Source organism: Aminiphilus sp. (assembly GCF_029975095.1).
In the GTDB taxonomy this organism is placed as follows: Bacteria; Synergistota; Synergistia; order Synergistales; family Aminiphilaceae; genus Aminiphilus.
Window position 1 is genome coordinate 1 of the sequence record NZ_JARKPW010000231.1, and the last position, 6,159, is coordinate 6,159.

The 6,159-nt window shown below is 59.3% G+C and carries 8 protein-coding genes and 1 tRNA gene; all 9 read right to left on the reverse strand.

The genetic code is table 11. The annotated features are described in order from the left end of the window. The coding region (locus tag Q1K49_RS14270) for a hypothetical protein (protein ID WP_300526640.1) at nt 1–1,226 on the reverse strand (1,226 nt) is incomplete at its 3' end. 200 nt (nt 1,227–1,426) lie between these two features. Continuing rightward, nucleotides 1,427–1,511: transfer RNA gene (locus Q1K49_RS14275), tRNA-Leu, on the reverse strand. 126 nt (nt 1,512–1,637) lie between these two features. Continuing rightward, nucleotides 1,638–1,985, reverse strand: a complete 348-nt coding sequence (gene rplS, locus Q1K49_RS14280; RefSeq protein WP_213694003.1) for a 50S ribosomal protein L19 — start codon at nt 1,983–1,985, stop codon at nt 1,638–1,640. Between the two features lie 89 nt (nt 1,986–2,074). Next, nucleotides 2,075–3,331 carry a tRNA (guanosine(37)-N1)-methyltransferase TrmD gene (trmD, locus tag Q1K49_RS14285; RefSeq protein WP_300526641.1) on the reverse strand — a complete coding sequence of 419 codons (1,257 nt, stop codon included), beginning with the start codon at nt 3,329–3,331 and terminating at the stop codon, nt 2,075–2,077. Next, the gene (rimM, locus tag Q1K49_RS14290) at nt 3,328–3,909 is read right to left on the reverse strand and encodes a ribosome maturation factor RimM (protein WP_300526642.1); all 582 of its coding nucleotides are present in this window, start codon (nt 3,907–3,909) and stop codon (nt 3,328–3,330) included. Before rimM ends, trmD begins: the two co-directional genes overlap by 4 nt. Nucleotide 3,910: 1 nt before the next feature. After that, complete coding sequence (locus Q1K49_RS14295; RefSeq protein ID WP_300526643.1) at nt 3,911–4,156, reverse strand: KH domain-containing protein; 246 nt, start codon at nt 4,154–4,156, stop codon at nt 3,911–3,913. Between the two features lie 10 nt (nt 4,157–4,166). Then, on the reverse strand, nt 4,167–4,436 hold the full coding sequence (rpsP, locus tag Q1K49_RS14300; protein WP_300526644.1) for a 30S ribosomal protein S16: 270 nt from the start codon (nt 4,434–4,436) through the stop codon (nt 4,167–4,169). A gap of 25 nt (nt 4,437–4,461) precedes the next feature. Then, nucleotides 4,462–5,802, reverse strand: coding sequence for a signal recognition particle protein (gene ffh, locus Q1K49_RS14305; protein ID WP_300526645.1), 1,341 nt, complete (start codon nt 5,800–5,802; stop codon nt 4,462–4,464). Beyond that, a partial coding sequence (locus Q1K49_RS14310) for a sigma factor-like helix-turn-helix DNA-binding protein (RefSeq protein ID WP_366146077.1) occupies nt 5,787–6,159 on the reverse strand: 373 nt, incomplete at its 5' end. The genes ffh and Q1K49_RS14310, both read right to left, overlap by 16 nt.

Genomic DNA, 6,159 nt, shown 5'->3' on the forward strand with positions numbered 1-6,159 from the left:
GTTTCACCGAGGAGAAAGTATTCCCCTCCGTTTCCATCGCTTCCGGAAAGCCCCCTTTGGAGATATTCCAGTGCGCCTGCATAGTCTCCCTGCCGGAAGAGACGTTCGCCCGAGGCGATAAGGCGGGCCGGACGCTGCAAATAGGACCACACGCCGAACAGCAGAACCCCCACCGCAAGAAACGATGCACCGACGAGAAGCCATTTACCCGTCGGAATTCTCCCCCGTTCGACCGTCTTTTTCTCCAAGGGAAACAACGTATCGGCTTCAAGGGGGGAGTGGAATGCTTCTTCAGGCTTCGAGTCCGCCTCTCCGGCCACGAAAGAAGGGTTCGGAGAGACATCCCCGGCATCGGAGGATTCTCCCCAAAGTACAGATTCTTCGGCATTCGTTTCGGCTCCGAAAGAACTTTTTTCCAGGAAAGAAACTGGAGGTTCCGGAATTTCCTCCGAAACTGGAGGAGGAGTTTCGCCGAGGCGAGGTTCACGAAGGAAGGCGGCAGGGCCGGCATCGCTCACGACGGGCTCTTCCGGCGTTTCCTCCGTCAGTTTCGTCGCCTCTTCCGGAACACCGCCCAGAAAGGCGAAGAAGGCCGAACCGGTCTCGGTCTCGACGGAGGTGGATGAAAGCGGTCCCTGCGGCATGGGCGCCACGAAGGATTCCGGTTGGATCACGGATTCCCGCGCCGCACGAAGCGGAGCGGGCGTTTCGAAAAAGGCAACCAGGGCCTGCGGCAAAGAACGCGCCTCGGTCTCCGGGGAAACCGGAACCGAAGGCGCGGCGAGAAAGCTCGCCAATTCCGTCGGAATCGGTTCTGCTTCGGCGAAAAATACAGGGACGGATTGTCCGCCCGTCTCCCTGGTTTCCGCATAACCGAACGCATTCGCCCAGGACGGCATCGTTCCTTCCGTATCCGGAGAGGCACGCAACGGGGCAAGGTATTCCCTGGCTTTTTCCCATGCATCCATGGCCCACAAGGCAAGCTCCCGAGAATTCTCGATCTCCTCCCGGAAACGGCGTAGAAACGTCTCCCGCTCCGCTTCGTCCCCCGAAGCGATAAGCGAAACAAGCCCGTACTCCAGAGCACGGACAAGCACGTCTACTTCTTCGGGAAAATTCGGACATCCCTCAAGCAGGAGAAGGCGAAGACGCCCCGGCTCACGGAGGAGTTCGGCTCCTTGCCGGGAAAGAAGATCGTACAGCTTCGCCTGTGGCACGTCGTTCATGAGTGGACACCTCCAGGAGCCCTTTGCAGACTGCACGGAATGTATTCCATCATAGCAGAACGTGGAAAAAATGGGAGACTTTGGAAACATCACAATGAAAATCGGAATATCTCTTCGAAAAACGGTTGCGAGAAAGGTTCCGGAAAAGAAAATCCCCCTTCCTTCTCTTCGAAGAAAGGGGGACGAGGGTTTACAAAAAATGGTGCCGGGGACGAGACTTGAACTCGTACGGGTCTCCCCACACGCCCCTCAAACGTGCGTGTCTACCTATTCCACCACCCCGGCAACGCGAGGCACATTATACTGAGCCTTTCTCTTTCCGTCAACTGTGTTTCTCTTTTTCTTCCCTTCTTGCCCCGTTCCGTCGGGGGGAGATGTCGAGAAACCTTGCAGTATCAGGAACGAGCAGGTCTACTGACGGCGCTCCTTGATGCGGGCAGCCTTGCCGCTGAGACGCCGCAGGTAATAGAGTTTCGCCCTGCGAACCTTACCGAGACGCACGACTTCGATTTTTTCCACGCTGGGGCAATGGAGGGGGAAAATACGCTCCACACCCACGCCGTTGGAAATTTTCCGAACCGTGAACATCTCCTTCAGTCCTCCATGTTTCCTGGCGATGACAACACCTTCGAAAATCTGAATTCTCTCTCTGTTTCCTTCCTTCACTTTCACATGAACCTGCACCGTATCCCCTGCACGAAACGCGGGGATCTCCTGTTTGCAGTACTTCCTTTCCACCAATGCGATCTTGGGGTCCATCTCATTCCCTCCTCAGGATCTCGCGTACATCCTCTTCCCAGGCGAACGGCCCCATACTCCGGGCCCCGTGTTTCCGTCGTCGTCTTCCACTACCTCCAGCCGAAAAACCGGTCGAGGAGCACCGAAACGGCACTCCGTACCGAAAGGTGATTATAAGCGCCCTCGCCTCCGCGAATCGGCTGCAGCTGTGCGTCGCACGAAGCGAGCACACTCTCGTCGAGCCCCCATCCCGTGCCGAACAGAAAAACCACCGGGCGGGCCTCCTCGACGATCCGTCTCTTCAGTTCCAACCAGTGCACCGCGCCTTTTCTCGAACGAGCGCTGGTCCCCACAACCAATGGGGCGCTCCGTTCCTTTTTCTCGATCCACCGGAGCATACCGCGACACTCCGGAAAAACCTTTATGCGGCGGAGCGCCTCTCCACGTTTGGGATTGAAGGTCGCCCCATATCCTTCGGTCCAATGGGCCACGATGGTTCTCACCATCTCCCTCTGCCCCTCCAGAGGCGTGACGACGCAGAAACGCCGCACGCCGAAAGTGGCACACGTTCTGGAGATGTCGTGAAGATCGAGTCCGGTCACCGCCGTGGTCGTGACGTTCCCCAACCTGTCCAGGACAGGATGGTGCAGGAGCGCCACGTAGGCTCCGCAGGGCAGGTAGGGTTGCACGTTCGCCCTGCTGAGAACGTCCGGGCGACGCCGAAGCGTTCGAAGAACAGCCTGGCGACGTCGCCAGGACCGAACGGCCTCGTGATCACCCGACAGAAGTGCTTCGGGAGCGGGTTCCCCGCGCCACACCGAGGGGCGGGTGAAATGCGGCGTGTCGAGAAAGCCCCGAAAGAAGGAATCCTCTTCGACGGCACTTTCCTTGCCCACCACGCCGGGAATTCTTCGGGCCACGGCGTCGATGAGCACCATGGCGGGCAGTTCCCCCCCCGTGAGCACATAGTCGCCGATGGAGACTTCCATATCCACGAAACGGCGCGTAAAGCGCTCGTCCAATCCCTCGTAATGCCCGCAGACAATGAAAAGGTGCTCCTGCGCGGCAAGTGACTCCACCATTTCCTGGGTCAGAACGGCCCCCTGGGGGCTCGTGCCGAGGACGAAAGGGCGTCCGCCGTCCGCTGCGGCCTTTTCCAGCGCTTTGGCCAAAGGTTCGGCCATGAGCACCATGCCGCCCCCACCGAAAGCATAATCGTCCACCTGACGATAGGCGCCATCGGAGAAATCGCGAAGGTCAAGTACATCCACCACGAGTCGTTCCGCCGCCACCCCTCTCCCCACGATGCTCGTGGAGAGAAAGGATTTCAGAAAATCGGGGAACGCCGTGACGACGGTGATTTTCATTCTTCCCAAAGTCCCTCGGGAATGCGGACTTCCATGATCCGCCTCTCACCGTCCACACGGAGCACCACTTCGCGAACGGCGGGAAACATACGTTCCTTCCCCTCGGGGTCCTCCAGGACATAGATGTCATGGGCTCCCGTCTGCAACACGTTTTTCAAGATACCGTGCACTGTGCCGTCTTCCGCGTCCCGGACTTCCATTCCCAGCAGATCCTCCACCCAGAACGCCCCTTCCGGAAGAGGCATGCGCTCTTCCTTGCGCACCTTCACGAGAGCGCCCCGGAGGTTTTCCGCCTCATCACGGTCCGCAATTTCCTCGGTGGAGACGATAAACTGTCCCTTTCCCTCAAGAACGGCCACATTCGTCACCGTCACCGTGCGGAGATAGGCCCCGGAGGGGCGAAAGAGCCGCATTTCCTTCATGGAGAAAAAACGCTCGGGGAAATCCGTGAGAGGGAACACCTTCAGTGCTCCGGCGATACCGTGTGCACCAACTAGGCGTCCCACCGTCACCAGAGGAGCCTCTCCCCCTTTTTCTTCGGGAGGAACGTCATCCTTCGGCATGCTCGAAGCAGCCACTCTAGGATTCCTCCACATCAACGTCCACGCGCTCTCCCGCCTTGGAGGCGGCGGCGCGCACGACCTGGCGAACCGCGTTGATGGTCGCCCCCTTCTTGCCTATGATGCGGCCCACATCCTCCTGAGCCACGGAGATGCGCACCAGAAAGGATCCATCGTCCTTCCCCTCGCTCGCCACACGCACCGTCTCGGGATCCGTGACAAGCTGCCGCACGATATGATCCACCAATTCGCGATAGTCCGGCATCGTCTTCAGGCTACTGCTTTCTGTTCTCCGCGAACTTGTCCCACACTCCGGCCTTTTTGAGGATGGAGCGGGCCGTCTCGGAGGGTTGTGCCCCCTGCTGAAGCCAGTGAAGCGCTCTCTCTTCGTTCACGAGAAGCTCTGCGGGATCCTTCATCACATCGTAGGTACCAAGCATTTCGATGAAACGTCCGTCGCGGGGAGACCGTGAATCCGCCACCACGAGACGATAGAAGGGGTTCTTCTTGCGCCCGTGCCGGGCCAACCGAATGCGTACTGCCATATGTCCCACACCTCCAGATGTAAGTTCAGAAAGGGAGAAGGTTCCGCAGGGAACGAAGCCCTCCCTTGCCGCCGCCTTTGCCGAATTTCTTCCACAGATCCCGCATCTGCTCATATTGCTTGAGCACCTGATTCACCATCTGCACGCTCGTTCCGGAGCCCTGGGCGATGCGCCTGCGCCGACTTCCCTTGATGATCTCCGGACGTTGCCGCTCTTTCTTCGTCATAGACTGGATCACCGCTTTCGTGTGCCGCAGGCGCGACGGATCCAGGTCGGCATCCCGAAAACCCTTCACTCCTCCGGGAATGGGAAGCATTTCCAGAACCTTGTCGAGAGGACCGAGCTTCTCTATCTGGTCCAGTTGCACGAGGAGGTCCTCCATGGTGAGGCGGTTCTTCTTCAGGGCATCCGCCATGCGCTCCGCATCGGCTTCGGTGGTGACCTGCTGGACCCGTTCCATGAGTCCCATCACATCGCCCATACCGAGAATGCGACTCGTCATCCGCTTGGCATCGAAAACCTCCAGATCCTCAATGCGTTCTCCCACCCCGGCGAGCTTCACGGGCACTCCCGCAGCGGCCCGTATGGCAAGCGCCGCACCGCCTCTGGCGTCTCCGTCGAGTTTGGAGAGGATGACTCCCGTCAAGGCAAGCAGACCGTGGAATTTTTCCGCCACGTTCACCGCTTCCTGCCCCGTCATGGCATCCACCACGAGAAGAATTTCGTGGGGCGCCACGAGATCCTTCACGGCGGAGAGTTCCGCCATAAGGGGCTCGTCCACGTGAAGACGTCCCGCCGTGTCGAAGAGGATCGTGTCGAACAGGTGCTCCTCGGCGAAACGCAGCGCCGCCTCGGCAACCCGAAGGGGGTTGCGCTCTCCCTCGGGAGGGCCGAAAAAACCCACCCGGGCCTGCTCCGCAAGAACACGGAGCTGCTCCATCGCGGCGGGACGCTGCAGATCGCAGGCGACGACCAGCGGCTTGTGTCCCTTAGAAATGCGCTTGGCGAGCTTCACACAGGTGGTAGTTTTTCCCGAACCTTGCAACCCCACAAGCAGGTAACGCGTCGGTGGCTTGGGGGAGACGACGAGGGGCGACGGCTCGCCGCCCATGAGAGCCACGAGTTCGTCCACAACAATGGAGACCACGTGCTGCGCCGGTGTGATGGAGGCCAGAACTTCCTGTCCTACCGCCCTGGTCTGTATCCTGGCGACAAAGTCCTTGACCACCTTGTAGTTCACGTCCGCTTCGAGAAGCGCTCTCCGCACCTCCCGAAGCGCATCTGCCACGTCCGTCTCGGTGAGTTTGCCCTTTCCGCGAAGTCCCTTGAAGATTCCTTCGAGACGTTCCTTCAGGGAATCAAACATGGTCGTCCATCCTTCCCGCCTCCGGAGGAATCCGGCACACGAAATCCGTCCTCAAGCCCGGCAAGCAGCGATGCCGCTCGCGCTGCGAACTCCCCGGGCAGTTCTTCCGCGAATTCCGCGAGAAGCCCCTTCAGCGAATGCACACCCTCACTCCAAAACGCCTCTCGAGCGTCGATACAAAGAACTTTCTCCGCTGTCGAGAGCCGCTCCTTTCCACGCTGGAGCAGATCGTGAGCACCTTGCCTGCTGACACCGAGCAACTCCGCGATTTCCGAAAGAGAAAGAGCCTCCCTGTCGTGCAATTCAAAGGCTCTTCTCTGTTTTTCCGTAAGCAGCGTCCAATAGAGGTCATACAGA